Origin of the sequence: Sphingomonas sp. BE138, from assembly GCF_031456125.1 — a bacterium.
GTDB lineage: Bacteria > Pseudomonadota > Alphaproteobacteria > Sphingomonadales > Sphingomonadaceae > Sphingomonas.
Genome location: NZ_JAVDUC010000001.1, coordinates 147,157 through 172,679, shown reverse-complemented (window position 1 = coordinate 172,679; position 25,523 = coordinate 147,157). Strand labels below are relative to the sequence as shown.

Annotated in this window: 23 protein-coding genes; 11 read left to right on the top strand and 12 right to left on the bottom strand. The window is 70.2% G+C overall.

Annotated elements, in window-relative coordinates:
• Positions 1-1,902 (top strand): alpha-L-fucosidase, encoded by a 1,902-nt coding sequence (locus J2Y58_RS00790; RefSeq protein ID WP_310097228.1) that lies wholly within the window; start codon positions 1-3, stop codon positions 1,900-1,902.
• Between the two features lie 163 nt (positions 1,903-2,065).
• On the opposite strand, the gene J2Y58_RS00785 is transcribed toward J2Y58_RS00790, so the two are convergent.
• The 3 genes from J2Y58_RS00785 to J2Y58_RS00775 form a co-directional block, all read right to left on the bottom strand.
• A complete protein-coding gene (locus J2Y58_RS00785; RefSeq protein WP_310097225.1) occupies positions 2,066-3,904 on the bottom strand; it encodes a methyl-accepting chemotaxis protein in 1,839 nt (612 codons plus the stop codon).
• Between the two features lie 78 nt (positions 3,905-3,982).
• Positions 3,983-6,418 carry a TonB-dependent receptor domain-containing protein gene (locus tag J2Y58_RS00780; RefSeq protein ID WP_310097222.1) on the bottom strand — a complete coding sequence of 812 codons (2,436 nt, stop codon included), beginning with the start codon at positions 6,416-6,418 and terminating at the stop codon, positions 3,983-3,985.
• A gap of 125 nt (positions 6,419-6,543) precedes the next feature.
• Positions 6,544-7,557: a DUF2332 family protein gene (locus tag J2Y58_RS00775; RefSeq protein WP_310097219.1), complete on the bottom strand. Its 1,014-nt coding sequence runs from the start codon at positions 7,555-7,557 to the stop codon at positions 6,544-6,546.
• A gap of 296 nt (positions 7,558-7,853) precedes the next feature.
• Between J2Y58_RS00775 and J2Y58_RS00770 the strand changes: the two genes are divergently transcribed.
• The 9 genes from J2Y58_RS00770 to J2Y58_RS00730 are packed head-to-tail and all read left to right on the top strand — an operon-like array spanning position 7,854 to position 15,033.
• On the top strand, positions 7,854-8,117 hold the full coding sequence (locus tag J2Y58_RS00770) for an STAS domain-containing protein (protein WP_310097216.1): 264 nt from the start codon (positions 7,854-7,856) through the stop codon (positions 8,115-8,117).
• 39 nt (positions 8,118-8,156) lie between these two features.
• Positions 8,157-10,340 (top strand): chemotaxis protein CheA, encoded by a 2,184-nt coding sequence (locus J2Y58_RS00765; RefSeq protein WP_310097213.1) that lies wholly within the window; start codon positions 8,157-8,159, stop codon positions 10,338-10,340.
• Positions 10,337-11,191: a CheR family methyltransferase gene (locus J2Y58_RS00760; RefSeq protein ID WP_310097210.1), complete on the top strand. Its 855-nt coding sequence runs from the start codon at positions 10,337-10,339 to the stop codon at positions 11,189-11,191. The genes J2Y58_RS00765 and J2Y58_RS00760 overlap by 4 nt, the downstream gene beginning before the upstream one ends.
• A complete protein-coding gene (locus J2Y58_RS00755) occupies positions 11,188-12,213 on the top strand; it encodes a chemotaxis response regulator protein-glutamate methylesterase (protein ID WP_310097206.1) in 1,026 nt (341 codons plus the stop codon). The genes J2Y58_RS00760 and J2Y58_RS00755 overlap by 4 nt, the downstream gene beginning before the upstream one ends.
• Entirely contained in the window at positions 12,210-12,773 is a 564-nt protein-coding gene (locus tag J2Y58_RS00750) for a chemotaxis protein CheD (protein ID WP_310097204.1), read from the top strand. Before J2Y58_RS00755 ends, J2Y58_RS00750 begins: the two co-directional genes overlap by 4 nt.
• 35 nt (positions 12,774-12,808) lie before the next feature.
• Positions 12,809-13,183 (top strand): response regulator, encoded by a 375-nt coding sequence (locus J2Y58_RS00745; RefSeq protein WP_159757834.1) that lies wholly within the window; start codon positions 12,809-12,811, stop codon positions 13,181-13,183.
• A gap of 20 nt (positions 13,184-13,203) precedes the next feature.
• Entirely contained in the window at positions 13,204-13,644 is a 441-nt protein-coding gene (locus tag J2Y58_RS00740; RefSeq protein WP_310097198.1) for a chemotaxis protein CheW, read from the top strand.
• A gap of 52 nt (positions 13,645-13,696) precedes the next feature.
• On the top strand, positions 13,697-14,701 hold the full coding sequence (locus J2Y58_RS00735) for a chemotaxis protein CheB (RefSeq protein WP_310097195.1): 1,005 nt from the start codon (positions 13,697-13,699) through the stop codon (positions 14,699-14,701).
• A complete protein-coding gene (locus J2Y58_RS00730; protein ID WP_310097192.1) occupies positions 14,698-15,033 on the top strand; it encodes a hypothetical protein in 336 nt (111 codons plus the stop codon). The genes J2Y58_RS00735 and J2Y58_RS00730 overlap by 4 nt, the downstream gene beginning before the upstream one ends.
• Before the next feature lie 2 nt (positions 15,034-15,035).
• On the opposite strand, the gene J2Y58_RS00725 is transcribed toward J2Y58_RS00730, so the two are convergent.
• Positions 15,036-15,758 (bottom strand): DUF2490 domain-containing protein, encoded by a 723-nt coding sequence (locus J2Y58_RS00725; protein WP_310097189.1) that lies wholly within the window; start codon positions 15,756-15,758, stop codon positions 15,036-15,038.
• A gap of 218 nt (positions 15,759-15,976) precedes the next feature.
• On the opposite strand from J2Y58_RS00725, the gene nhaA reads away from it, so the two are divergent.
• On the top strand, positions 15,977-17,158 hold the full coding sequence (gene nhaA, locus J2Y58_RS00720; protein WP_310098316.1) for a Na+/H+ antiporter NhaA: 1,182 nt from the start codon (positions 15,977-15,979) through the stop codon (positions 17,156-17,158).
• Between the two features lie 232 nt (positions 17,159-17,390).
• Here nhaA and rpsI read toward each other — a convergent pair whose 3' ends face one another.
• From rpsI to J2Y58_RS00680, 8 genes are all read right to left on the bottom strand, one after another.
• Positions 17,391-17,939 carry a 30S ribosomal protein S9 gene (rpsI, locus tag J2Y58_RS00715; protein ID WP_310097185.1) on the bottom strand — a complete coding sequence of 183 codons (549 nt, stop codon included), beginning with the start codon at positions 17,937-17,939 and terminating at the stop codon, positions 17,391-17,393.
• Complete coding sequence (gene rplM / locus J2Y58_RS00710; protein WP_310097182.1) at positions 17,939-18,418, bottom strand: 50S ribosomal protein L13; 480 nt, start codon at positions 18,416-18,418, stop codon at positions 17,939-17,941. Before rplM ends, rpsI begins: the two co-directional genes overlap by 1 nt.
• 131 nt (positions 18,419-18,549) lie before the next feature.
• Positions 18,550-19,305 carry a hypothetical protein gene (locus tag J2Y58_RS00705; RefSeq protein WP_310097180.1) on the bottom strand — a complete coding sequence of 252 codons (756 nt, stop codon included), beginning with the start codon at positions 19,303-19,305 and terminating at the stop codon, positions 18,550-18,552.
• The gene (locus J2Y58_RS00700; RefSeq protein WP_310097178.1) at positions 19,302-20,342 is read right to left on the bottom strand and encodes a COX15/CtaA family protein; all 1,041 of its coding nucleotides are present in this window, start codon (positions 20,340-20,342) and stop codon (positions 19,302-19,304) included. The genes J2Y58_RS00705 and J2Y58_RS00700 overlap by 4 nt, the downstream gene beginning before the upstream one ends.
• Positions 20,343-20,460: 118 nt before the next feature.
• Complete coding sequence (locus J2Y58_RS00695; protein ID WP_310097175.1) at positions 20,461-20,967, bottom strand: CinA family protein; 507 nt, start codon at positions 20,965-20,967, stop codon at positions 20,461-20,463.
• Complete coding sequence (locus J2Y58_RS00690; RefSeq protein WP_310097172.1) at positions 20,964-21,668, bottom strand: 2OG-Fe(II) oxygenase; 705 nt, start codon at positions 21,666-21,668, stop codon at positions 20,964-20,966. The genes J2Y58_RS00695 and J2Y58_RS00690 overlap by 4 nt, the downstream gene beginning before the upstream one ends.
• Before the next feature lie 56 nt (positions 21,669-21,724).
• Positions 21,725-22,519, bottom strand: a complete 795-nt coding sequence (locus J2Y58_RS00685; protein WP_310097169.1) for an RcnB family protein — start codon at positions 22,517-22,519, stop codon at positions 21,725-21,727.
• Positions 22,520-22,590: 71 nt separating this feature from the next.
• A complete protein-coding gene (locus J2Y58_RS00680) occupies positions 22,591-25,476 on the bottom strand; it encodes a PAS domain-containing protein (protein WP_310097167.1) in 2,886 nt (961 codons plus the stop codon).
• Positions 25,477-25,523: the final 47 nt, after the last annotated feature.

Sequence of the window (25,523 nt, the reverse complement as noted above, 5' to 3'; positions counted from 1 at the left end):
ATGACCGACCTCACCCGACGCGCGCTGCTGGCCGCCGGCGCCGCCACCACCGCGCTTCCCGCGCTGGCGCAAGGGACCGCCGCGCCGACACCGTGGGGGGCGACGCCGTCGAAGCGGCAGCTCGCGTGGCATATGCGCGAGCAATATGCCTTCATCCATTTCTCGATCAACACCTTCACCGATCGCGAATGGGGTTATGGCGACGAGAGCCCCAAGCTGTTCAACCCGAGCGATTTCGACGCCGACCAGATCGTCGGCGCGGCGAAGGCGGGGGGGATGCGCGGGATCATCCTGACCGCCAAGCATCACGACGGCTTCTGCCTGTGGCCGACGATGCTGACCGACCATTGCATCCGCAACAGCCCGTACAAGAACGGCAAGGGCGACATCGTCGGCGAGATGGAGCGCGCGACGCGGCGCGCCGGGCTGGCGTTCGGATTGTACCTGTCGCCATGGGATCGCAACCACGCCGAATACGGGCGCCCGGCCTATATCGATTATTACCGCAAGCAGGTGGTGGAGTTGTGCACGCGCTACGGCGAGCTGTTCGAATTCTGGTTCGACGGCGCGAACGGCGGCGACGGCTATTACGGCGGCGCGCGCGAGACGCGGAAGATCGATGCGCCCAAATACTACAACTGGCCGTCGATCATCGCGCTGGTGCACCGGCATCAGCCGATGGCGTGCACCTTCGACCCGCTGGGCGCCGACATCCGCTGGGTCGGCAACGAGGACGGCATCGCGGGCGATCCGTGCTGGCCGACGATGCCCGACCATCCGTATGTCCAGTCGGAAGGCAATTCGGGGGTGCGCGGCGCGCCGTTGTGGTGGCCGGCGGAGACCAACACCTCGATCCGCCCCGGCTGGTTCTATCACGCCGACGAGGATGCGAAGGTGAAGAGCCCGGCGCGGCTGCTGCGGTATTTCGACGAGTCCGTGGCGCGCGGGACCAACATGCACCTGAACATCCCGCCCGACCGGCGCGGGCGCATCGCGGATCACGATGCAGCGGTGCTCAGGAGCTTCGGCGAGGCGCAGGCGGCGACCTATGCGCGAAACCTGGCGCAGGGCGCGGTCGCGCATGCCAGCGCGGAGCGCGGTACGGCGTATGCGGCGTCGCGCGTGCTGGACGGCCGCCGCGATACCTATTGGTCGACCCCGGATCGCGACACGACGCCGACGCTGACGCTCGACCTGCCGCCGGGGCGGTCGTTCGACCTGATCCGCGTGCGCGAGTTCCTGCCGCTCGGCGTGCGCGTCACGCGCTTCGCGATCGACCTGGAGGAAGGCGGCGCGTGGAAGACGGTCGCCGAGCATGAATGCATCGGTGCGCAGCGCATCGTGCGCTTGCCGCAGCTGTCGTCGGCGCGGCGGGTGCGGCTGCGGATCCTGGAGGCGCCCGCCTGTCCGGCGATCAGCGAGATCGCGCTGTTCCGGCAGGTGCAGCCGGTGGCGGTGGCCGCGCCGAAGGTGAGCGATCCGACGATCATCGCGCGCGACGGCTGGCAGATCGCGGCGGCAAGCGGCGCGGGCGCGGAGGCGCTGATCGACGGCGATGCGCAGACGCGCTGGACGGTGCCCGCGCCGACCGTCGCTGCGCCCGCGAGCGTCACGATCGACCTCGGGCGTGCGCTGCCGCTCGCCGGGTTCAGCCTGACGCCATCGCGGACGATCGCCAAGGATACCGCGCCGCCGCGCGGCTATGTCGCGGAGACGAGCGTCGACGGAAGGGTGTGGACGCCGGCGGCGACCGGCGAGTTCGGGAACATCGCCTATGCGCTCGCCACGCAGCGGGTGGCGTTCGCAGGCCGGCGCGCGCGCTTCCTGCGGCTGCGCTTCGATGCGACGGCGGTACCGGCGGGGACGCTGACGGTGGCCGATATCGGAGCGTTTACGGGGTGAGGTAGCGAAACGGTCCAACCCCCGTTCGTGCTGAGCTTGTCGAAGCTCGTGCATCGTGCGCCGCGTCTGGAACACGCACTTCGACAGGCTCAGTGCGAACGGATTGGATCGCCCCGTCGCCCGTCGCCCCGGCCTTCTGCGGGGTGACGGGCGGTGGCTTCGCTCAGAACGACGACCAGTCGTCCTCGCTGGTCGCCAGCGCGGTGTTGCCGAGCGTACGCGGGGCGGCGCGCACGGCGCGCGGCGGGGCGGTGATGTGGCGCGCGCGCGGTGCGGGGGTGGCGGCGACGGTGCGGAGCGGCGCATCCTCGACGGTGAAGATCGCGACCGCACCCGCCAGCTGCTCGGATTCGCGCGCGAGCAGGTTGGCGGCGGCGGTCGATTCCTCGACCATCGCGGCGTTCTGCTGCGTCACGCCGTCCATCTCGTTGATCGCGATGTTGACCTGACCGAGGCTCTGCGCCTGATGGTCGGAATTGCGCGCGATCGTGTCCATGATGACGCTGACGCTGCCGACGCGGTCGATGATCCGGTGCAGCGCCTGCCCGGTCGCATCGACCAGCTCGACCCCCGACTGGACGTGGTGGATCGCCGACATGATGCGCGTCTTGACGTCCGACGCGGCGTCGGCGGAGCGCTGCGCCAGTGCGCGCACCTCGCTCGCCACGACCGCGAAGCCCTTGCCCGCCTCGCCGGCCCGCGCCGCCTCGACCCCGGCGTTCAGCGCGAGGAGGTTGGTCTGGAAGGCGATCCCGTCGATGACGCTGATGATGTCGGCGATCTCGCGGCTGGCCTGGTCGATGCCGTTCATCGCCGCGACCGACTTCCGGACGACCTCGCCGCCGTGCTCCGCGGCGTCGCGTGCCTCGGCCATCGCCTTGTTCGCATCCGCCGCGTTCGCCGCGCCTTCGCGCACGGTGCCGGTGATCTCGTCCATTGCCGCTGCGGTTTCGCGCAGGGACGACGCCTGCTGCTCGCTGCGCGCCGACAGGTCGCGCGCCGACTGGCTGATCTCGTCGGCGTTCTGCTTGATCGTCTCGACGCTGCGCCGCACGTTGCAGGTCAGGTCGGACAGTTTGCCGACCGCATCGTTGAAATCCTGCGCCAGCGCCGCGAACGAGCCCGGCAGCGCGCCCAGCCGCACCGTCAGGTCGGCATCCGACAGGCGGTGCAGCCCGTCGCCGATCGCGCGCATCGCCTGCTCGCGCTCCTGATCGGAGGTCAGCTTGGCCTGCGCGGCGTCGCGGAAGACCAGCACCGCGCGCGCCATGTCGCCCAGCTCGTCGGCGCGGCCCGCATCGGGCACGTCGACGTCGTTCTTGCCCGCCGCCAGATCGGCCATCCGCCGCGTCAGCGCGGTGATCGGACGCGCGATGCTGCGGCTGAGCGCCATCTGCAACATGACCGCGATGCCGATGAGCGCGAGACCGCCCAGCACCAGCGCGATCGTCGCGGTGGTCAGCGCCTGTTCCTGCTTCGCCGCATTCTGCTCGATCGCGGCGGTTTCCTGATCGCGCAGGTCGCGCAGCGGCAGGACCACCGCGCTGGTCAGCACCTTCTTGCCGGCGTCGCGCACCGCCTGCTCGGCGGCCTCGCGCTGCCCGGCCTTGACCATCGCGGCCAGCCGGTCGCTCCAGTCGCGCCGCCACTTCGCGGTTTCCTGCCGCGACTTCAGCACCAGGTCGCGCTTGGCCTCGTCCGGCAGCAGCTTCTCCAGCGCGACGGTGGTCTCGTCATACTCGTCGCGCGCCTCGTTGTACGACTTCAGGTACGACGAGTCCGCGGTCACCAGATAGCCGCGCAGCTGGCTGTTCTCGCGCAGGATCGACGTCTCCAGCGTCAACGCCTTGGCATAGACTTCCTGGCTGTGGTTGTTGTTCGCGGTCGCCGTGCGGATCATCCACACGTTCGCGAAGAAGACGACCATCATGATCGCCGCGGAAGCGTTGATCACGAGGAAGGATACGCCCAGCTTCCTCGGAATGCTAAGAGCCTTGAACATCAGCCGTCTCTTTTCCCGGATGCAGGGGTGATGGGTGCGGCGGCGCGACACCGCCCGGTGTGGTGCGCCGCCGCCATGTCAGAAGTCGAACCGGGCAGTGGCGGACACGGTGCGACCGTTCAGGACGCGCCCGCGCACGATCCCCGACGCCGGCAACGTCGCGTCGTCGATCGCGACGAAGGCGCGCGTGTCGAACAGGTTGCTGGCGTTCAGCGACAGCGTCAGGCGGTCCGCGGGGCGGACCTGCACGAAGCCGTTCGTCGTCACGTAGCCGGGCATGCGCAGCAGGTTGCTGTCCTGCGCGAACGATCCGGTGGTGCCGACGAAGACCGCGCCGACGCTGAACCGGCCGGTGATCACCTGCGGCGTCGCCTGGAAGATGAACTTGGCCTGATGCCGCGGCGTGTTGCCTTCGAGCGCGGGGGTCACCTGATCCTTGTCGATCTCGGCATGGGTGTAGGTCGCCCCGCCGTTCAACTGGAAGATTCCGCGGCGCACCCCGCCTTCGAACTCGAGCCCATAGGCCTTGTAGTCGCGCGAGATCAGCGCCGAGATGACCGGATCGGTGTTGGTGTCCTGGGTCTTGGCCCAGAAGCCGGTCAGGTTGAGCGTCACCTGCTCGGTACGATATTTCACCCCGATCTCGGCCTGCTTGACGGGATCATAGGCGGCCCGCTCCTGCACCAGCTTGCCGGTGTTCGCGTTCACGCCGCCGCCGACCAGCAGGCGGTCGCCGGGCGCGCGCGCACCTCGGCTGTAGCGGGCGAAGACCGCCAGCGGCTCGGAAATGCGGAAGTTGATGCCGGTGGAATAGGAGAGGTAGTTGTACGTGTAATCGACCAGCGCCGCCCGCGTCTGCGGCAACACGCCCACCCGCGTTTCCGGTGCGGTGATCACGCCGTCGCCGTTGATGTCGCGGGTAACGGTGTTGACACCGCCGGTCAGGTTCGCACCGGCAACCTGTCCCTGCGCGCTGCCGTAATCGTAGCGGATGCTGCCGCCGATCGCCACGCGCCCGATGTGGTAGTTCAGCGAGGCGAAGGGCGCGTTGACGGCGTAATCGACCGCGACGTGGAAGCGCCGGCCGCCCCCCACCAGCGCCAGATTATAGGCGTAATAGCCGTCCTGCGTCACCGGCACGCCGGCGGCGGTCGTCACGTCGATCAGCGCCGCACGGCCATCGCCGCGCACGTCCGACACCTGCGTCGTCCACAGCACGCTTTCGTCCACCGTCTGACGAGCGGCGTAGAAGCCGGCAGTCCCGGTCAGATCGCCGCCACCGACGTCCCAGACGCGGCTACCGCGGATGTCGTTGGTGAAGTTGTTCAAATCGTTGACCCGCAGGTCGAGCATGTTGATCAGCGTCAGCAGGCCGTTGCCGTTCAGCCCCTGCGGGTCGGCGATCGCCTGCCCGGCCAGCGGACCGTTGGCATAGCTGAGCCGCGCACCGGGACCGCCGAGCAGCTGCGACGCGGCCGTCGCGGGCGCGAACACACTGGTGTACGGCGCGATCAGCGTGCCGGACTGCGACGCGTAGCGGAAGCGTTCGGTGATGGTCCATCCGGCCAGATCGATGCGGGTTTCGACGCCGAAGGTCGCGGCCTTGGCGCGCTGCCCATCGGCCACGTCGTGGCGCACCGGATTGTTGTTCTGGTCCAGCACCAGGTTCGAGCGGATGTTGCGCGACAGGCTGGTGTCGCGGCGCCCGTCGAAGCCGGGCAGCGCGCCGAAGCTGGGATCGGCGTCGGTGCCGGTCGCCAGGAACGGCACCGCATCGTAATGGGGCGTGCGATCGTCCAGATACTTGCCATAGAAGCGGATATAGCCGCCGGCGAAGTCACGCGTGACGTTCACCTTGATCTGGCCGCCCTTCTGCGCGTCGTACCCGGCGCGGCGCGGCCCCTCGCCCTGGCGGTAGAAGCCGCCGACGTGGAAGCGCAGGTTCTCGCTCAATCGCGCGCCGTAATCGAAGTCCGAGCGATACGACTTGTAATCGAGCCCGGCGGTGACCGCGATCGCGCCGCCCTCGACCTCGCCGGTCTTGGACTGGAAGTTGATGATGCCGCCGGGCGAGTTCGACGCGAAGGTCGATGCCGAGCCGCCGCGGATCACCTCGACCTGCGCCAGGTTCATGTCGAGGCGCAGGTAGCTGTCCGCCGACTTGCCCAGCAGGTCGCCGAACTCGAGGATCGGCAGGCCGTCCTCCTGGAGCTGCACGAACTTGGCGCCGGTCGTGGCGATCGGCAGCCCGCGGATCGACAAGCTGTTCTGCCCGTCATCGGTCGAGGCCTCCGACCGGATGCCGGGCGCGTCGCGCAGCAGATCGGCAACGGAGCGTGGGCCGAATCGCTCGATGTCGGCGGGACGCAGGACGCTGGTCGAGGTCGCGCTGTCCAGACGATCGCGTCCCTTAGCGACGCCGGTCGTGATCGTATCCTTGTCCTGTACGGCGCCGGCGGCGGAAGTTGAGTCCGGCTCTGGGCTGGTTTCCGCAAAGGCGGGAAGCGACATCATGAGGGCGAGTGGGGAAACGACGGAAAGAAGAAAGCGATTTTGCACGAAGGTCCCTCTTTTATGATGCTGCTTATTGTTCGAGGGGCATAATGTTGATCAGTTAAATTAGAATAAACCGACGCGTTTTACGCCCGCCAGTCGATCCAGTTGCCATAGGGATGACAGGTGGCGAGGACGCACGTGTTTCCGTCCGGCCAGCACGTCAGCCGCAATTCGACCTCGCTGCGTGTCGCATTCCATTCGAAGCCGATCCGCGCGAGCGGGCGCGTCGCATCGGCGCGCGCGCCGGCGGCGGCGATCGTCGCCAGCCCGGCGCGCCGATGCTCTGGCTCGACGTATTGCAGCACCATCGAATGAAAGAGGACGCGGACCCGCCCGGCCGGCTGCGGCTCGGCCAGCCGCTCCGCCAGCCATGACACCGCATCGCCGCGGGTCACCGCCGGACGGTGTACGCATGCGATCGACAGCGCATGCGCCAGCCGCGCCGATCGTGCCGGCTGGTCGGCGAAGACATAGGCCATCAACCGCTCGCAGGTCGCCGCGTCGCGCGCGTCGAGCGGGTGAAGGTCGACCCCGCACGCGGCGGCGATCTCGACCGGCGCGTCGGGCGCGGGTGCACCGCGCCATTCCGGCGCGATCCGCACCGGCGACGAAGGATCGCCCGCCGCGACCCCGCCCAGGTCATAGGCATAATGCGCCAGGTTCAGGTTCAGTCCGACGCTGGACCCGATCTCCAGCAACTCGACCGGCATCGCGAAGCGCTGCCGCACCGTCATCAGCGCCGCCAGGATCGCCGCGGCGCGCCCGACCTCGTTGGTCTGCGGCGTGTCGCGCATCCACGCGGCGATGAAGCCATCGTGCGCGGCCAGCGCGGCGGCGACCGCGCCGTCGACATCGTCGTGCGCGCCGCGATAGAGCGCCCCCAGCGACGCCGGCGTGTCGCGCCGCGCCAGCGCGTGGAGCGCGGCGTTGAAGCGGCTGGCGACCGCTGCGGCGGCGGGATCGCCGGGCCAGTCGGCCAGCATCGCGCGCGTCAGCGGCGCATGATGCAGCTGCCGCTCGGCCGCGGCCAGCACGTCCGCGACGAACGGCGAGCCGATCGCCCGCATGACGATCGACTGGCGCCCCAGTTCGCCCACTTCCCTCTCCGCTTCGATCGGTTTCAACGCTGTGAACAAGTGGACCCGTCCGCTGGGCAGGATTGCCCCTGGCCCCTCAATGGTGGCGATTGGTTGTTATCGGATTAACCGGCCGCAGGCCCGCAGGGGGCTTTTCCCGTGATCTCCGTGATTAACGTCATTTTAGGACCGCACGGGCACATAAGCGCACAACCCGCCGTTCCCTTGCCTTCCGGGCGAGAGGGCCGGCGATCACGAAGGGGATCGGGGAGACGTCCGTCGCGCCGCTCTCCCGCCGCCTGACAGGAAGCCTTGCGATGTCGATCGTCCTTACCTCCCGACTGGATACCGCCGCCGCCGGGCCGTTGCGCCAGTCGTTGAAAAAGCTGGTCGAAGAAGGGCAGCCGATCGCGATCGACGCCAGCGAGGTCGACCAGATCGGCCAGGCGTGCCTTCAGGTGCTGGCGGCGGCGCGTGCCGCCGCGGTGGCGCGCAGCCTGGCGTGGCAGGTCGCCGCGCCCAGCATGGCGATGATCGAGGCCGGGCAACTCGCCGCGCTCGACGTGCTGACCGCCGCCTGATCCCCCTATCTCCAGACATTCTCGCGCAGGAGCCCGACCTTGGACCTCGACGCAATCCAGCAGATCTTCTTCCAGGAATGCGAGGAAGGGCTGGCCGGCATGGAAAGCGCCTTTGCCGCGCTTCGGGACCAGCAATATGACGGCGAGACGATCAACGGCATCTTCCGTGCGGTCCATTCGATCAAGGGCGGCGCGGGTGCGTTCGGGCACGAGCGGCTCCAGGCCTATACCCACCAGTACGAGACGCTGCTCGACCTGCTGCGCAGCGAATCGCTGGCGCTGACCCCGCCGCTGGTCGACCTGATCGTCGCGGCGTTCGACATGCTGGCCGATCACGTCGCCGCCGCGCGTGACGGCGGCGAAGCCCCCGACGACGCGGCGATGCTGGCGCGGCTGATCGCGGCCGCCAGCGGCGAAGCGCCGGTTCCGGCGGCGGCAACCGCCGCGGCCGCCACCGACTCGGCCGGCGAGGCGCCGGCGGGGATCGCCGACGATTTCGACGACCTGATGGCCATGCTCGACGATGTCGGCGGTGCCGCCGCCGCGCCCGAGCCCGCGGCGGCCGAGCCGGTCCCGCCGGCGTGGCTGGTGACGTTCCGCCCGACCCGCAACGCATTCGACCACGGCGCCGAGCCGCTGCTGCTGGTGCGCGAACTGCTGCGGATGGGCGGGGTCGTGCTGTCGTGCGACGCCGATTCGCTGCCGACGCTCGCCGCACTCGATCCCGAGATATCGTACCTGGCCTGGCAGATCGGGGTGCCGGGCACGGTCGAGGAAGACGATATCCGCGCGGTGTTCGAATTCACCGACGGCTGCGCGGTAACGCTGCTGCGCGGCGACGGTCCGATGCCGGTGCCGTCGGCGCCGACGATCGTGGTCGAGCCGGTGGTGGCGGCGCCGACCCCGGCGCCTGCCCCTGCACCTGCCCCTGCTCCCGCACCCGCGCCCGCCGCCGTACCGCTGGCGGCAGCCGCTGCCCCGGTCGTCGCAGCGGCTCCGCCCGCGCCGCGCCCGGCCGCCGCACCGACGCCAGCAGCGGCCCCCGCCGCGCAGACGATTCGCGTCGACCTCGACAAGCTCGACCGGCTGGTGAACCTCGTCGGCGAGCTGGTCATCACGCAAGCGATGCTGGCGCAGCGCCTCAGCGAAAACGACATGGCCGGCATCTCCGAGCTGACCGACCTCGACCACCTGACGCGCGAGCTGCAGGAATCGACGATGGCGATCCGCGCGCAGCCAATGAAGACCGTCTTCAGCCGCGTGCCGCGCATCATCCGCGAACTGGAGGGCGAAACCGGCAAGCGCGTCCGCCTGGATATCGAAGGCGAGATGACCGAGGTCGACAAGACCGTGGTCGAGCGGATCGGCGAACCGCTGACCCACCTGATCCGCAACGCGGTCGACCACGGGCTGGAGACGACCGAGGAGCGCATCAAGGCCGGCAAGCCCGAGACGGGCGTCGTCACCCTGTCCGCCGCGCATCATTCGGGGCGGATCGTCATCACCGTCGCCGACGACGGGCGCGGGATCGACCGGACGCGCGTGCGCGCCAAGGCCGTGGAGCGCGGGATCATCCTGCCCGACGCGGTGCTGAGCGACGAGGAAGTCGACAACCTGATCTTCGCGCCCGGCTTCTCGACCGCCGCGACCGTCTCGAACATCTCGGGGCGTGGCGTCGGGATGGACGTGGTGCGCAAGAACGTCCAGGCGCTGGGCGGCCGCATCGGCATCCATTCGCGGTTCGGCTCGGGCTCCAGCTTCTCGCTCAGCCTGCCGCTGACGCTGGCGGTCGTCGACGGGATGATCGTCACGGTCGGCGACCAGACGTTCGTGATCCCGCTCAGCCATATCGTGGAGAGCCTGCGCCCGTCCGATCGCGCGGTGACCGGGATCGGTATCAGCGGCGCGGTGCTCGACGTGCGCGGCTCCTACGTGCCGATCTATCCGGTTGCCGAGCAGCTGGGCATCGGCGGCGGCGAACGCGATCCGCAGAAGGCGGTGCTGATCGTGGTCGAGGGCGACCAGGGTCAGGCGGCGCTGCTGGTCGACTCGATCCAGGACCAGCGGCAGGTCGTGGTGAAGAGCCTGGAAGCCAATTACCAGGCGATCGACGGCCTGGCCGGTGCGACGATCCTGGGCGACGGTCGCGTCGCGCTGATCATCGACGTCGACGCGCTCACGTCGCAGCGCGCGCGCCGCGGCCAGCTGGCGCACGCGGCATGAGCGCGGCCGCGGCCATGGCGGCCGGAAGCCGGCGTGAATTCGACTTCGCGCCCGCGGATCATCAGGCGATCGCCAAGATCGTCTACGACACGCTCGGCATCCTGTTGCCCGAGGGCAAGGCGCAACTGGTCTACGGTCGCGTCGCGCCGCGCGTGCGCGCCTGCGGCGTCGCCAGCGTGTCGGAGTATCTGCGGATCGTCGCGCAGGACGACGAGGAACGCGGCCGGATGCTGGACGCGCTGACCACCAACCACACGAGCTTCTTCCGGGAGGCGCACCATTTCGAGGATTTCGTCGAGCGGATGTGGCCGACGCTGGCGCAGCGGCTGGCGAGCGGCGGGCGCGTGCGGCTGTGGTCGGCGGCGTGTTCGAGTGGCGAGGAGCCGTACACCTGGCTGATGGCGGCGCTGGGCAGCGACAAGAACGCAGCGCAGCGGCTGCTGAAGGGCGACCTGCGGCTGTTGGCGACCGACGTGTCGCCCAGCGTCCTCGATACCGCGCGGGCCGGTCGCTACTCGGCCGACACGCTGCGCACCGTCCCGGCCAAGCTGCGCGCGACGTGGGTCGACAGCCGGCTGACCGTCGACCCGCTGCTGCGCGACGCGATCTCGTTCCGCCCGCTCAACCTGCTCGGCCCGTGGCCGATGAAGGGGCGGTTCGATGCGATCTGCTGTCGCAACGTCATGATCTATTTCGACGAACCAACGAAGGCCAAGCTGCAAGGGCGGCTGGCCGATCATCTGGAGACCGGGGGGATGCTGTATATCGGTCATTCAGAGCGGCTGTCGCCCGACGTGGCGAAGCGGTTCGAGTGCGTGGGGCGCACCGCCTATCTGAAGGTGCGCGCATGAGCGTCCGCACCCTCGTGGTCGACGATTCGCTGACCATGCAGGCGCTGATCCAGCGCACCCTCGCCAGCGATCCCGCCATCCAGGTCGTCGGCACCGCATCGAGCGCCGAGGAGGCGCGCGCGCGAATCAAGGAACTCGACCCCGACGTCGTCACGCTCGACATCGAGATGCCGGGAATGAACGGGCTCGACTTCCTCGAGCGGCTGATGCGGCTGCGGCCGACCCCGGTCGTCATGCTCTCGACGCTGACCTCCGAGGGCGCCGACGCCAGCATCGCGGCGCTGGAGCTGGGCGCGTTCGAGTGTTTCGACAAGCTGGCCCTGCGCCGCCCCGAGGAGGCGATCCGGCTGCCGGCGCTGGTCCGCGCCGCCTCCGGTTCGCGCGGGCGAAGCGCCGCGGCGGCGCCGCGCGTGCCCGAGAGCGCGCCAGCCGCCGATTACGTGCCCCGCGATCAGGCGATGATCGCGGTCGGCGCATCGACCGGCGGGGTCGAGGCGCTAATCGAGCTGCTGTCGGGCTTTCCCGCCGACTGTCCGCCGACCGTGATCGTGCAGCACATGCCGCCCAGCTTCACCGCCAGCTTCGCCGCCCGGCTCGACCGGCTGTGCAAGCCGAGCGTCGAGGAAGCGCGCGCCGGTGCGGTGCTGCGCGTCGGAAAGGTCTACCTCGCCCCCGGCGGCGACCAGCATCTCGAGATCGCCGGCCCCGCGACGCGCCGCTACTGCCGCCTGCTGCCGGGCCCCAAGATGAGCGGGCACCAGCCGTCGGTCGACGTGCTGTTCCACTCGGTCGCGCGGATCGCCGGGGCCGATGCGGTCGGCGCGATCCTGACCGGCATGGGTGCCGACGGCGCCGAGGGGATGCTGGCGATGCGCCAGGCCGGATCGGTGACGATCGGCCAGGACGAGGCGTCGAGCGTCGTCTACGGCATGCCCGCGGTCGCGCACCGCATCGGCGCGGTCGTGCAGCAGATGCCGTTGCGCCGGATCGCCGCGCGCCTGCTCCAGGAGTGCCGCGCATGAACGGCCTCACGCTTCGCGACGGGCTGCGCCGGCTGACGGTGGCACAGGGCGAGACGCGCGTCAGCGACGAGGCGGACGTGGTGCTGACCACCGTGCTCGGCAGCTGCATCGCCGCCTGCTTCTACGATCCGGTCGCCAAGGTAGGAGGTATTAACCACTATCTGTTAGCGGAAGGGGGTCATGCCAACGACCCCGCCTCGATGCAGCGCTACGGCGTCTATGCGATGGAAGTGCTCATCAACGCCATGCTGGCGATGGGCGCGGCGCGCACGCGGCTCAAGGCGCGGATCTTCGGCGGCGCCACGATGCGCAGCGGGTTCCGCGACATCGGCGGCGACAACATCGCCTTCGCGCGCCGTTTCCTGCGCGACGAGCGCATCCCGCTGGTCGGCGAGGACGTCGGCGGCAGTGGCGCACGCCGGGTCGAATTCCGTCCGGCGCTGGGCCTCGCGCGGTGCCGAGTCGTGACCGAACAGTCGATCCCGGCCCCGGTGGCGCGCCCGCGCCCCGCCCCGCCGCCGCCACCGCCCGCGTCGCTCGGCGACGTCGAATTCTTCTGATGATGACCCTGATTTCTGCCCAGGAGCCGTAACCCGTGACCAAGACGATCATGACCGTGGACGACTCGCCCAGCATGCGGATGCTGCTGCGCGCCGCGCTGACCGACCTCGGCTACCACGTCGTCGAGGCCGAGGACGGCGTGCATGCGCTGGAGACGCTCGCCAGCTTCGACGAGGAGGACGAGCCCGACCTGCTGATCACCGACATCAACATGCCGCGCATGGACGGGTTCGGGCTGATCGAGAACGTCCGCGCCGACGGCCGCCGCACGCTGCCGATCCTGGTCCTGACCACCGAAAGCTCCGACGAGAAGAAGCAGCGCGCGCGCCAGGCCGGCGCGACCGGCTGGATCGTCAAGCCCTTCCACCCCGAGAAGCTCGCCGCCGCGATCCGGCGCGTGCTGCACTGATGCTACAAGGAACGAACCCGATGTCCCGTCAGCTCATCACCTTCCAGCTCGGCGACCAGTACCTCGGCGTCGACATCATGGCGATACGCGAGATCCGCGCCTGGTCGCCCGCGACCCCCCTGCCCAACGTGCCGAGCCACGTGCGCGGCGTCGTGAACCTGCGCGGCGTCGTGCTGCCGGTGCTCGACCTGCGCCACCGCCTGGGCTGGGGCATGACCGACCCGACCGCGCGCCATGTCATCATCGTCGTGCGCATCGGCGAGCAGTTGCAGGGCATCATCGTCGATGCGGTCAACGACATCGTCACCGTGCAGACCGAGGACATGCAGCCGCTGCCCGACATGGGCGACACCGCGGCGCAGCAGTTCCTGGACGGGCTCGCCACGATCGACCAGCGGCTGATCCTGGTGCTGGCGCTGGACCGGCTGGTCGAGCGCGCGGCGATGGCGGACGCCGCCTGAGCCCGCGACGGCCGGCAACACATAGTTAACGCGCGTGAAGTAGGACAGGGTCATGGCTGGAACGAAAGTATTGGTGGTCGACGATTCGCTGACCATGCGCGCGCTGATCTCGGGCGCATTGGAGCGGATCCCGGGCGTGGAAGTGGTCGGCATGGCCGACGGCGCAGCGGAAGCGCGCGGGCTGGTGGAAAGCGCACGGCCCGACGTGATGACGCTGGACGTCGAGATGCCGGGGATGAGCGGCCTCGAATATCTGGCCGAGATCATGGACACCAAGCCGATGCCGGTCATCATGTTTTCGACCCGCACGCAGGACGGCGCGGCGGAATCGATCGAGGCGCTGCGGCTCGGCGCGATCGATTGCTTCCCTAAGCCGCGCGTTGCCGCGCCCGCCGAGCTGGACGCGATCATCGCCAAGCTGGCCAAGCGGCTGAAGGCGGCGAAGAAGGCCGAGCTGAAGCCCAAGAGCGCGCCGAAGGCCGCCAAGGCGCCGCCGATCGACTGGAACGGCCGCGTGCTGCTGGTCGGTGGCGACGCATCGAACACCAAGGCGATCTTCGACCTGTTCGCCGCCTTCCCGGCCAACTGCCCGCCGACCGTCGTCGTCCAGCACCTGGGCCCCGGCATGGTCGAGAGCATGGTCGAGAAATTGGCCGAGCAATGCGCCCCCAAGGTGGTGGTCGCCGCCGACGGCATGAAGCCGGAACAGGGCACGATCTACCTCGCGCCGCATGGCGACGCGCATCTCGTCATCGACAGCTGGCCGAACGGCACGCTGCGGCTGCTGCCCAAGGACCCGGTCGCGGGCGAGCGCCCGTCGATCTCGCTGCTGTTCGCCTCCGCGGCGAAGGCGGCGGCGGCGAATGCGGTCGGCGTGCTGTTGCTCGACGCCAACGAAGACGGTGCCGGCGGCCTGCGCGCGCTGAACGCGGCGGGCGGCTACGCCTTCGCACCGGCCGAGAGCGGCGGCGGCTTCACGCTGACGCGCGGCATGGTGTCGCAGCCGGTCGCCACCGACGCGCTGGTCGCGGGCGTCATGAAGATGTGCTCGAAATGAGCGCCGCGGCGGGGCTGCCCCTGCCGATGGGGACGGCGGTGGAGCCGGTGCCGGCGGCGGGCGTGCCCCGCCCGCTGGCACAGGCGCTTGCCGCCGAGCTGGTGCTCGCGTCGAGCATGCTGGCCGAGCTGGCCTATGACCTGGGGAGCGACGGCGACACGCTGCGCCGCCACATGGGGAGCCTGCAACGGATCGATCATATCACGCAGATCCAGCTCGCGATCGCCGACCTGCTGCGCACCGGCGACGGGGCCGACGATATCGGGCAGGTCACGCTGCAGGACATGGCCGACCGGCTGCGCGCGTTCGTGGCGGGGGTCGGGACCGCCTAGGGTCAGTCGTGCGTCGTCGCCGCCTCGGCCGCATGGAGGTTGATGGTCAGCTGTAGCGTGAGCGCATGATCCATCTGCCCGCGGGCGCCGTCGCGGCCGGGGCGGAACTGGTTGAGGTAACCGATGTCGAGGCTGGTGTCGGCGAGCGGGCGGATCATGACGCCGGCGATGTTGCGCATCCGCTCATACCCGCTGCGCTGGCCCCAGTCGGTGGTGTTGGGCAGCCAGAAGCTCTCGTGGCTGACGAACAGCGCGGTGCCGCGACGGCCGAGGCGGTGGTTGTAGCGGATCAGCGGGCGCACCCGGAAGCCGACCTCGCCGCCGCGCGGATGGAAGCGTTCGTCCACGCGGAAGCGCGTGACGAACGACCCGAAACTCGCCACCACCTGTTGCCGAACGCGATCCTCGTTCGCCGCGGTGTTGAGGTTATGCGCCCCGACCTTGCGATAACCGACGCCGATCTCGACCCCGCGCGTCACGCGGCGCGACAGGAGCGCCCCGAATTCGGTCTGATAAAGACCGTCCTGCCGGTCGCTGAACCGCCCGATCTGCTCCAGCGTCACCCGCGTGTTCTCGCCCACCGGAACGTTGGTGTTGATCTGTAGCCAGAGCTGCTCGTCCTCTTGCTGCGCAGCCGCGCCGGGGGCGACGCCGGCCGCGACGATGGCCGCGACGGCGCCGGCGATCCGCCAGTATCGTGAAGGTCGGGCCGGGGGGATGCGCATCGTCGGCGCGCTATGGCTGCAATGAAATGATACGGCAATGACATGGTTTGCGCCGCGTAACGGGTCCCGGCGGCCTGCGACGGCGGCCGTGCGCGCTTGTCCCACGTCACATCCGGTGCGATAGCGGCGGCGGGTGTCGGTCGTCGAAGACGATGACGGGCAGGTATCGTGCGCTGGTCGGGCCGCCAGCGACGCCGATCGTCGCCGGACCTCCGTTCATGCATCATCACGCCCCTGCGCGCCGCGGCGCGCTCCGCACCGTCCTCCACGCCCCCGCGGCACCGGGCATCGTCCTGCTCGCCGCCGCCGCGCTGGCGTTGATCCTCGCCAATTCGGCGGCGGCGGCCGCGTACGAACGGATGCTGCACGCCGGGCTCGGCCCGCTGTCGCTCGGGCACTGGATCAACGACGGGCTGATGACGGTCTTCTTCCTGCTGGTCGGATTGGAGATCAAGCGCGAACTGGTCGACGGGCAGCTGTCGACCTGGCGTCGCCGTGCGCTGCCCGGCATGGCCGCGGCGGGGGGGATGGCCATCCCGGCGCTGATCTATCTCGCGTTCAACCGCGCGGGCGAGGCCGCGGGCGGCTGGGCGATCCCGGCGGCGACCGACATCGCCTTTGCGCTCGGCGTCGTCGCGCTGCTGGGCGAGCGCGTGCCGCGATCGCTGCGTGTCTTCCTTGCCGCGCTGGCGATCGTCGACGATCTGGGCGCGGTCGCGATCATCGCGTTCTTCTATACCGCGCATGTTTCGCTGCCCGATCTCGCCGGGGCGATCGGCGCGCTCGTCGTGCTGGTCGCGCTCAACCGCGCCGGCGTGCGACGGATCGCGCCCTATCTGCTCGTCGGCGCCGTGCTGTGGGTGCTGGTGCTGCGCTCGGGCGTCCATGCCACGCTGGCCGGGGTGATGCTCGCGCTCGCCATCCCCATGGATCGTGCGCGCGCCGGCAGCGACGGCAGCGGCAGCAGCCCGCTCCACCGGCTGGAGCGTGCGCTGCATCTGCCGGTCGGGTTCGTCGTGGTCCCACTGTTCGCGCTCGCCAACGCCGGGGTGCCGCTGCTTGGGTTATCCGCTGCGGCGGCGGTCGCGCCGGTGACGCTGGGCGTCGCGCTCGGGCTGCTTGCGGGGAAGGTCCTCGGCGTGCTCGGCGCGGCGACACTGGCGATCCGGCTGCGGCTGGCGGAGATGCCGGCGGGCGCGACGCGGCCGCAGCTGCTCGGCATCGCGCTGCTGTGCGGGATCGGGTTCACGATGAGCATCTTCATCACGCTGCTTGCCTTTCCCGCGCAGCCGCTGCTGCAGACGGAGGCGAAGCTCGGCGTGCTGGGAGGATCGCTGCTGTCGGGTGCGCTGGGGTATCTGGTGCTGCGCGGCACGGCAGGGGAGCGCGGGTCTTCATAGAGGACCTACCCGAGTCGCCCGCTTCGGCGGAGTGCCCGGGGGCATGTGCTTCGACAGGCTCAGCACGAACGGAGAAGGAGCGCCCGCACGAAAAGAGCGGCCCGTTGCCGGACCGCCCCTTCGCAACCGTCGGCCGGAACGCCACGCCATCGGACATCGCCGGCCTTGCCGGCGCTGCCGCCCGCCGTGGCGGGTCTCCGGATTGCCTCGGCAACCCGGAGCCGCCCGCGTCTTAGCGCTTCGAGAACTGGAAGCTGCGGCGTGCCTTGGCGCGGCCGTACTTCTTGCGCTCGACGACACGCGGGTCGCGGGTCAGGAACCCTGCGGCCTTCACCGGGGCGCGCAGCGCCGGCTCGTAGCGGGTGATCGCCTGGCTGATGCCGTGCTTCACCGCGCCGGCCTGGCCCGACAGACCGCCGCCCTTGACGGTGCAGATCACGTCATACTGGCCCTCGCGCTCGGTGATGCCGAACACCTGGTTGATGACGAGACGCAGCGTGGGACGCGCGAAATAGACTTCCTGGTCACGACCGTTGATCGTGATCTTGCCCGAGCCCGGCTTAAGCCATACGCGCGCGACGGCGTCCTTGCGGCGACCGGTCGCATAGGCGCGGCCGTACTTGTCGAGCTCCTGCGCGCGCAGCGGCGCACGCTGCACCGGCTCGTCGATCTGGCCCGAGAGATAGGCCTCGGCCGACGCATCGGCCTGCTCGACCGCGGTCTCGCGCTGCTGCTGGAGCGCCGCGCCCAGGTCGGAAAGGGACTGGCGGTTGTCGGACATTATGCGCCCACCTTGTTCTTGCGGCTCATGGCCGCGATGTCGAGGACTTCCGGGTTCTGCGCCTCGTGCGGGTGCTCCGAACCGGTGAAGATGCGCAGGTTGCGCATCTGCTGACGGCCCAGCGGACCGCGCGGGATCATGCGCTCGACGGCCTTTTCCAGAACGCGCTCCGGGAAGCGGCCTTCCAGCACCTTGGCGGCGGTGACGCCCTTGATGCCGCCGGCATAGCCGGTGTGCTTGTAATAGATCTTGTCGGCCAGCTTGTTGCCGGTGAACCGCACCTTGTCGGCGTTGATGACGATGACATTGTCACCGCAATCGACGTGCGGGGTGAAGCTGGTCTTGTGCTTGCCGCGCAGCACGTTGGCGATCACCACCGCCGCCCGGCCGACCACGAGGTCGGTGGCGTCGACGATGTGCCACTTCTTTTCCACCTCGTGCGGCTTGGCCGCCTTGGTGGTCTTCATCAGCGCCTTCATGGTGCCTGGTGACCTTCATTTCGCGTCGAAAGAGAAAAAACGCGCCACCCCGCCGGGTGCACGCGTCGATGGCGGCGCAATGCCGCGCGGGGGCGATCCTGTCAAGGTTTCCGCGGCTTTGCTGACGGGTATCATGATACCGGGACAAGCGAGATGGTGGTGCGGTCGGTGATCGCGTAGGTGGTGCCGGCCACGGTCGCGGTGGCGCGCTGTTCGTCGTTCTGGCTGACCAGCAGGCCGGTGCGACGATCGACGACGCGGCGGCGCGACAGCGTGCCGCGCAGCCCGGCCGCCCGGGTGTCGAGCGTCGCGTAGTGCCCGGTGAGGCCGACACGCTCGGTGCCCGTCAGCACGTCGCCCTGCCCTGCCCCCGCTGACGGCAGCGTGACGGTACGTTCGCCGGGGCGCCGCTCCGCGTCGTCGGGGGCGAGCGCGGTGAGCAGGACGCCGGCCACCACCTGCTCGCGCGCCGCCGTGGTCGCGGCATCGTGGAGCCGCCACAAGGCGAGCCGCAGGTCGTCGCGCGTCGCCGCCCGCCCGATCGCGACGCGCAGCCTGGCCCAGATCGCGTCGAGATCGCGGATGCGTCGCAGCCGTCCGGTGCGGTCGAGTTCTACCCAGATCGCCTGACCGTCCAGGGCGGCGGCGAGCATCGCATAGTCGCTGCCCGGCTGGCTGTCGCGGGTGTCGTCGAGCGCGACCCGCGCGACATAGCCGTCCGTCGTACGCGTGAAAATGACTTGCCGCGCGCTGTCGAACCGGCGCGCGCCGCGCGCATCCTCATGTTCCTGCACGCGCAGCAGCCGGTAGGGTGCGTCCAGCCTTGGCGCGAAGCGTGCCTCGGCCGCGCCGCTCGCCAGCACGACGGCGAGCGCCAGTGCCCTCACGCGCGGCGGCGGCTGACCGCGTGCGCTGCGACGACGGTGGCGATCAGCAGCAGCGCGGCATTGGCCTGGTGCGCGACCGCGACGACGATCTCCACCCCCGAGAGCAAGGTCGCGATCCCGAGCGCGATCTGGACGACGACCAGCCCGCCGACCGCCACCGCGGCGCGCATCGCACCCACCGCCCGCGCACGATACGCCAGCCACAGCAGCGCCGCCGCGGCGACAAAGGCGATCCAGCGGTGGAGGAATTGCACGACGATCGGGTTGTCGACCACGTTGCTCCACGCCGGGGTCAGCATCGGCACGTCGGCGGGGAACCACGCGTCGCCCATCAGCGGCCAGCTGGAAAAGGCATAGCCCGCGTCGAGCCCGGCGGTCAGCGCGCCCAGCACGATCTGTACCGCCAGCGCCGCGATGACGAGCGCTGCGCCGATGCGCAGCCGCGCCGGGCGTGCCGTCGGGTTGTTGGCGAGCACGCTCAGGTCACGCGCCGTCCACACGATCCCGCCGAGGATGAACAGCGCGGTGCCCAGATGGGTGGCCAGTCGCAGGTGGCTGACGTCGGTGCGGACCGAAAGGCCGGACGCGACCATCCACCAGCCGATCGCGCCTTGCAGGCCGCCGAGCGCGAGCAGCGCGGTCAGCCGCCAGCCGTAGCCGCGCGGGATGCGCCGCTTCACCGCGAACCAGATCAGCGGCACCGCGAACGCCAGCCCGATCACGCGCCCGAGCAGCCGGTGAAGATACTCCCAGAAGAAGATCGCCTTGAACCCGTCGAGCGTCATGCCGCGGTTCAGTTGCTGATATTCGGGGATGCGCTGGTAATTGGCGAATTCGGCCTGCCACTGCGCCTGGGTCAGCGGCGGGATCGCCCCGCTGACCGGCTTCCATTGCGTGATCGACAGCCCCGATTCGGTGAGCCGCGTGATCCCGCCGACGACCACCATCGCCACGATCAGCGCCGCGACCCAATAAAGCCAGCGCGCGATCGCCGCCGGACGCGTGGAGAGCGAGAAACCCGGGCTTGCCTGCAACATGGCGCCTTCTACGCACCCGGAGGCGCGAAGGAAAGCGCGCGCTGGGCTCTAGAGCTCGATCCAGCGACGCTGGATCAGAGGGCGGCACCGGCCCGCTTACACGTCAGTGGATCAAACTCTAACGCAGCGCGCCTTCCAGCAGCTCGAGCGCGACCTCCAGCGCGCCCTCGCGCACCGGACCGCGGCCGATATCGCCGAAATGGCATTCGCGGTGCCAGACCATGTCGTCGCTGCGCCGGCGGCAGGCCAGGTGCACCAGCCCGGGCTCGTCGCCCGGCGCCCCCGCCCCGGCGAAGCCGGTGATCGCCAGCGCGAGGTCGCCGTCCGAATGGAGCAGTGCCCCTTCCGCCATCGCGCGCGCGACATCCTCGCTCACCGCGCCGCAGCGATCGATCTTCTCCGCGGCGATCCCCAGCAGCTCGCACTTGGCCTTGGCCGAATAGACGACGAAGCCGCGCTCGAACGCGTGGCTCGCGCCCTCGATGTCGGTCAGCAGCGAGGCGAGCAGCCCGCCGGTGCAGCTCTCCGCGGTGACGATCGACATGTCGCGCGCGCAGGCCGCGTCGAGCACGCGCCGCGCGGTCTCCACGACGCCTGCGGGGATTCCGTGGAGCGGCTCGGTCATGCCGACACCGCCGCCGCGCGCGGGCGGCGCCCCCATGGTTCCTCGCGGAACCATTTGGTGATGATGTATTTCGTGCCCTCCAGCACCGCCATCCCCTCGTGCAGCGTCGCGGTGTTGGGGCTGCCGTCCGCCGCCATGTTGTTCCACGCGAGCAGCATGCCCTTGCGCGGCGCGACGCGAACCCCGCCCTTCGGGAACCACGTCGCCCCGCCCTCCTCGACATCGTTGAGGTAGATCATCGCGGTGAAGGTCCGCTGTCCGCCGTTCTCGCGCATCGCCGGCCAGTAGCTTTCGGCCTCGTGGAAATAATCGTGGTGGGCGCGGAACAGCTGACCGGGGGCGTAGCGCTGCCCCTGCATCGTCTCGCCGAGTTCGGGTGCGAGCCCGAGCGAGGCCGCGATATACTGATCGATCTGACGGATGCCGTCGGCGTTGCGGTCCATGTCGCAGCTGTCGCTGGTGCGACTGCCCGGTCCGCCGCGATCGCTGAACAAGGTCGAGGGCCGACGGTTGGCGTCGATGACCTGCACCAGCCAGTCGCAGTTCGCCGCATCAAGGAAGTCCGGGCAGCGCCACGCCGTGATCGCATCGCTCGGCAGCCGCTGCATCCGCGGATCGGCATCCAGCCGCGCGGCGACCGCCGCCCCCTGTTGCGCGCGGACGGACGAGGGCTGGCCGGGGGGAAGATGCGCGATCGACATGATCGCGCCTGTCTCGCCCGCCCGCGCCCGCGTTTCAAGTGACCTGGGTCAAGGCCCTAATCGAAGATGCCGTGGATGACGTCGACGACCGTACCGTCCTCGATATCGACCAGCAGCGCGTCGCCGTAATAGCGCACCCAGCGGTACGGCTCCTCCGCCTCCGGCAGCCGGTAGGCATAAGGGTCGTAGATCCAGTAGCGTGGCGTGTAGAGCATCGGCGCCAGCCCCGTGCCGATCCCGAACCGCCGGTACCCGCCGTCCCAGCCGTAAGGCGCGTAGTAGCGCGGCAGCCGGAAGGCGGAGCGCCGCTCGGCCCGGTAGCGGTTCCAGTCGTAGCGCGGCTGGCGGCGCCAGTCGCGGTCCCAGCGATCGTCCCGTCCCGAGCGCCACGCCGACGACGGCGGCGGCGGCGGGCGGTCGCGCCCGTCGTAGCGGCGGCGCGGTTCGGCCCGTTCGCTGCGCCAGTCGGCATCGGGCGCCGGTCGTGCCATCGGCGGCATGCCGTCGCGGCGATCCTGCCCGCCGCGCTCCTGTCGCCAGTCGTCACCGCGCCCGGGTTCCGGCGGCCGCGGTACCCCGTCGCGGCGTGCGCCGCGTGCGCCGCGCCAGTCACGTTCCGGCGACGCGGGGCGATCCGGCCGCGGGGCGTCGGCCTCCGCCCGCCCGGGCGTACCGGCACGTTCCCACCCGCGCTGCTCGGCGGGTCGCACCGGCCCGTCCTGCACCGGCACCGGCCGCTCGGCGCGGTCGCGGCGCCACTGGCCGCGATCCATCGCGCGCGGTTCCTGCGCCAGCGCCGGCGGCACCAGCGCCGTCATCGACAACAATCCCGCCACCAACGCCTTCATCATCGCGCATCCCTCCGCCGCATCGTGCCCGCGGCTATGCGCCCGCCTCCGACAACGAATACTGAACCGCGTCGTCAGCCGATTGAAAGCTCGTCTCCGGGGTCGCGCGGGAGCAGCGTGCCGACATGGTGCAGCAGCACGCGGCGCGCATAGGGTTTGCGGATCAGCCGGTCCTCCGCGACGCCGGGGATCTGCGCGGCGTCGCCATGGCCGGTCACGAACAGGATCGCGACATGCGGATGCGCCTGCGCTGCGCGCTCGGCGAACTCGATCCCGTTCATCCCCGGCATGGCGATGTCGGTGACGACCAGCGCGACGTCCGGCTCGTGCTCCAGCGCGTCGAGCGCGGCGGCGCCGTCGCCCGCCTCCACGACGGGGCACCCCGCCTCGCGCAGGATTTCCACCGCGACCTGCCGCACGCGATCGTCGTCGTCGAGGACCATGACCGTGGCGCCCTCCAGCGATCCGGTCGTATCCGGCGCCGCCACGACGGAGTCGGCCGCCTCCGCCGCAACGGCGCGCGGCACGAACACGCTGACCGTGGTGCCCTGCCCCGGCACGCTGTCGATCCGCACGCCGCCGCCCGACTGCTTGGCGAAGCCGAAGACCTGCGCCAGCCCGAGCCCCGACCCCTTCCCGACCTCCTTGGTCGTGAAGAACGGCTCGAACGCGCGCGCCAGCACCGCCTCCGACATGCCGGTTCCCGTATCGGCCACCGCGACCCGGACATAGTCGCCCGGCGGCGGCTCCTCCGCCCGGCGCGGCGCGTCCAGCGTCACGTTCTCGACCGACAGCACCAATCGTCCCCCGCCCGGCATGGCGTCGCGCGCGTTGATCGCCAGGTTCAGGATGATGAGCTCCATCTGCGTCGGATCGACCAGCGCCGGCCAGACCGGCACCGCGCTGCGCGTCTCGATCGCGATCCCGCGCCCCAGCGTGCTGCCGAGCAGGTCGAGCAGCCCGGTGATCGTGCGGTCGAGCTCGACCACGCGCGCCTCCAGCCGCTGGCGCCGCGAGAAGGCGAGCAGTTGCGCGGTCAGGGCGGCGCCGCGCTCCGCCGCGATGCGGATATGGTCGAAGCGCGGCAACAGGCGCTGGTCGACCAGCCCGCGCCGCCCCGCCGCGCTCAGCACGTCGACATTGCCCAGCACGACCGTCAGCAGGTTGTTGAAATCGTGCGCTACCCCCGAGGTCAGCTGGCCGATCGCCTCCAGCCGCTGCATCTGGTGCAGCGTCTCCTCGACGCGCTCGCGCTCGGCGATCTGCTCGGTCAGCTCCGCGGTGCGCGCCGCGACCCGCGCCTCCAGCCGCTCCCCGGCCAGGTGCGCTTCGGTGACATCGATCGCGCAGGCGGTATAGCCCTGGAAGACGTCGCCCAGGAAGCGCGGGCGCGCCTCGACATGCATCCAGCGCTCCTCGCCGTCGCCGGTCACCAGCGGATGCTCGCCGCTCATCGACTGCGGCTCGGCCAGCCAGATCGCGCGTCGTCGCATCGCATCCTCGCGCCGGTCGGCGCGCAGCAAACCGGCCCATCCGCGCGCCGCCACCGCCTCGGGCGCGATGCCCATGATCGTCTCGAAGCCCTTGCTGGCAAACGAGATGCGCCCGTCGGGCTCCGTCATCCACACCAGCGCGGGCAGGCTGTCCGCCAGCGCGCGGAAGCGCTCCTCGCTCTCGCGCCACGCCTCGGCCTGCAACTTGCGCGCGGTGATATCGACCACCGTGCCCACCATGCGCACGCAGCTGTCGCCGTCGAAGATGCCGCGCCCGCGCGCCGACAGCCACCGGACGGGGCCGCCACGCCGCACGACCCGGTATTCCACGTCGAACACCGTACGCCGCGCCGGGTCGGCCGTGGCAGCGAACGATGCGCGCATCATCGGCACGTCGTCCGCTTCGATCAGCGCGGCGAACTCCGCCATCGTCAGCGTCCGCCCGTCGGGCGGCAGGCCGTAGAAGGCGAGGCCGCGCGGCGAACAGAAGAAGCGGTCGCGGACCAGATCATATTCCCAGATCGCGATCTCGCCCGCCTCGGTCGCCTGCTCCAGCGAGGCGCGTCCGCGCGCCAACGCCTCGCGCGCGCGATGCCGGTCGCTGCGATCGATGCCCTCGATGAAGATCGACGCCACCTCTCCGCTCGCGTCCACGATCGGCTGGCAGATGAAGTCGATCCAATAATCGCGCAGTACGCCCGGTTCCTCGGTCGGCAGCTTGACCGGCATATCCACCGCGCGGAACGGCTCGCCGGTGCGGCGCACCTCGTCCAGCCGCTCGATGAAGCCGATCCCGGCGACCTCGGGCAGCGCCTCGGCATAGCGCCGCCCGACGAGCGCCCGCCCGCCGACCATGCGGCGATAGGTGTCGTTGGCCAGTTCGATCACGTAATCGCGGCCGCGCAGCACCGCGATAAAGCCCGGCGCCTGGTCGAACATGGCGCGCAGCCGCTCGCGCTCCTGCGCCATCGTCTCCACGGTGCGGACGTGGTCGGTGGTTTCCGACACGATCGACAGCACGCCCCCGACGTCGCCGTCCACCATGATCGGCGAATAGGAGATGTCGAAGTGGATCCGCTCCGGCCCGTCATGCCCCTCGCGGTGAAAGGCGCGGTCGCGGTCGGACACGGTCTGGCCGGTCATGCGCGCGCGCTCCAGCAACGGGCCCACCTGCGCCCACAGGGCCGGCCCCATCCACTCACGCGCCGGCCGCCCCAGCGCGGCCGGATGCATCGTCCCCATCGCCGCACCATGCGCGTCGTTGTAGAAGGTAAGGTGATCCTCCCCCCAGAAGATCGCGATCTGCGCCGCCGACGGCAGGAACAGGATCAACGCGCTGCGCAGCGCCGCCGGCCATGCCGCAGGGGGGCCGAGCCGCGACGCCGACCAGTCCATCGCCAGGATCCGCCGCCCCATGTCGCCACCGGCGGCCAGCGCCGCCGCAAAATCGTCTACCCCTGGATGCACTCCCCCCATAACCTTCTGATCTAGCCCAGGTGCATGACGGCGAACAG

Excerpts from the sequence above, each read along its gene's own strand:
- J2Y58_RS00755 (WP_310097206.1), top strand. The coding sequence starts at position 11,188 with ATGAGCGTCCGCACCCTCGTGGTCGACGATTCGCTGACCATGCAGGCG.
- J2Y58_RS00690 (WP_310097172.1), bottom strand. The coding sequence starts at position 21,668 with ATGTCGATCGCGCATCTTCCCCCCGGCCAGCCCTCGTCCGTCCGCGCG.
- J2Y58_RS00685 (WP_310097169.1), bottom strand. The coding sequence starts at position 22,519 with ATGATGAAGGCGTTGGTGGCGGGATTGTTGTCGATGACGGCGCTGGTG.
- J2Y58_RS00730 (WP_310097192.1), top strand. The coding sequence starts at position 14,698 with ATGAGCGCCGCGGCGGGGCTGCCCCTGCCGATGGGGACGGCGGTGGAG.
- J2Y58_RS00700 (WP_310097178.1), bottom strand. The coding sequence starts at position 20,342 with ATGTTGCAGGCAAGCCCGGGTTTCTCGCTCTCCACGCGTCCGGCGGCG.
- nhaA (WP_310098316.1), top strand. The coding sequence starts at position 15,977 with ATGCATCATCACGCCCCTGCGCGCCGCGGCGCGCTCCGCACCGTCCTC.
- rplM (WP_310097182.1), bottom strand. The coding sequence starts at position 18,418 with ATGAAGGCGCTGATGAAGACCACCAAGGCGGCCAAGCCGCACGAGGTG.
- J2Y58_RS00695 (WP_310097175.1), bottom strand. The coding sequence starts at position 20,967 with ATGACCGAGCCGCTCCACGGAATCCCCGCAGGCGTCGTGGAGACCGCG.
- J2Y58_RS00785 (WP_310097225.1), bottom strand. The coding sequence starts at position 3,904 with ATGTTCAAGGCTCTTAGCATTCCGAGGAAGCTGGGCGTATCCTTCCTC.
- rpsI (WP_310097185.1), bottom strand. The coding sequence starts at position 17,939 with ATGTCCGACAACCGCCAGTCCCTTTCCGACCTGGGCGCGGCGCTCCAG.
- J2Y58_RS00780 (WP_310097222.1), bottom strand. The coding sequence starts at position 6,418 with ATGATGTCGCTTCCCGCCTTTGCGGAAACCAGCCCAGAGCCGGACTCA.
- J2Y58_RS00760 (WP_310097210.1), top strand. The coding sequence starts at position 10,337 with ATGAGCGCGGCCGCGGCCATGGCGGCCGGAAGCCGGCGTGAATTCGAC.
- J2Y58_RS00750 (WP_310097204.1), top strand. The coding sequence starts at position 12,210 with ATGAACGGCCTCACGCTTCGCGACGGGCTGCGCCGGCTGACGGTGGCA.
- J2Y58_RS00790 (WP_310097228.1), top strand. The coding sequence starts at position 1 with ATGACCGACCTCACCCGACGCGCGCTGCTGGCCGCCGGCGCCGCCACC.
- J2Y58_RS00725 (WP_310097189.1), bottom strand. The coding sequence starts at position 15,758 with ATGCGCATCCCCCCGGCCCGACCTTCACGATACTGGCGGATCGCCGGC.
- J2Y58_RS00740 (WP_310097198.1), top strand. The coding sequence starts at position 13,204 with ATGTCCCGTCAGCTCATCACCTTCCAGCTCGGCGACCAGTACCTCGGC.
- J2Y58_RS00770 (WP_310097216.1), top strand. The coding sequence starts at position 7,854 with ATGTCGATCGTCCTTACCTCCCGACTGGATACCGCCGCCGCCGGGCCG.
- J2Y58_RS00735 (WP_310097195.1), top strand. The coding sequence starts at position 13,697 with ATGGCTGGAACGAAAGTATTGGTGGTCGACGATTCGCTGACCATGCGC.